Source organism: Xanthomonas dyei (assembly GCF_002939865.1).
Lineage (GTDB): Bacteria > Pseudomonadota > Gammaproteobacteria > Xanthomonadales > Xanthomonadaceae > Xanthomonas > Xanthomonas dyei.
Genome location: NZ_MDEE01000151.1, coordinates 1 through 259, shown reverse-complemented (window position 1 = coordinate 259; position 259 = coordinate 1). Strand labels below are relative to the sequence as shown.

Sequence of the window (259 nt, the reverse complement as noted above, 5' to 3'; positions counted from 1 at the left end):
CGCCGTATTCCCGAGGGTGGCTCGGATGTGATCAATCATGTGATGGCCGGCGATGCGGTCAGCGCTGCCAGCAAGCATTATGGTCAGGTCAAGCTCTACGCCACGCCACACGAAGTCGCTGCCTTGCAGAAGGCCGGTTACGCCAATGACCGCAGCCTGTTCGATGACCGCAATCCGGCAGTCGCCAAACCGCTCAGCGACTCGCATAAGATGCATAACTTCCTGCCCTTCGATGGCGACGGCAAGCCGGATCGCTCGG

The 259-nt window shown here is 60.6% G+C and carries 1 pseudogene; it reads left to right on the top strand.

Annotated elements, in window-relative coordinates:
* A pseudogene (locus XdyCFBP7245_RS23620) lies at positions 1 to 259 on the top strand (hypothetical protein); the annotation flags it as partial.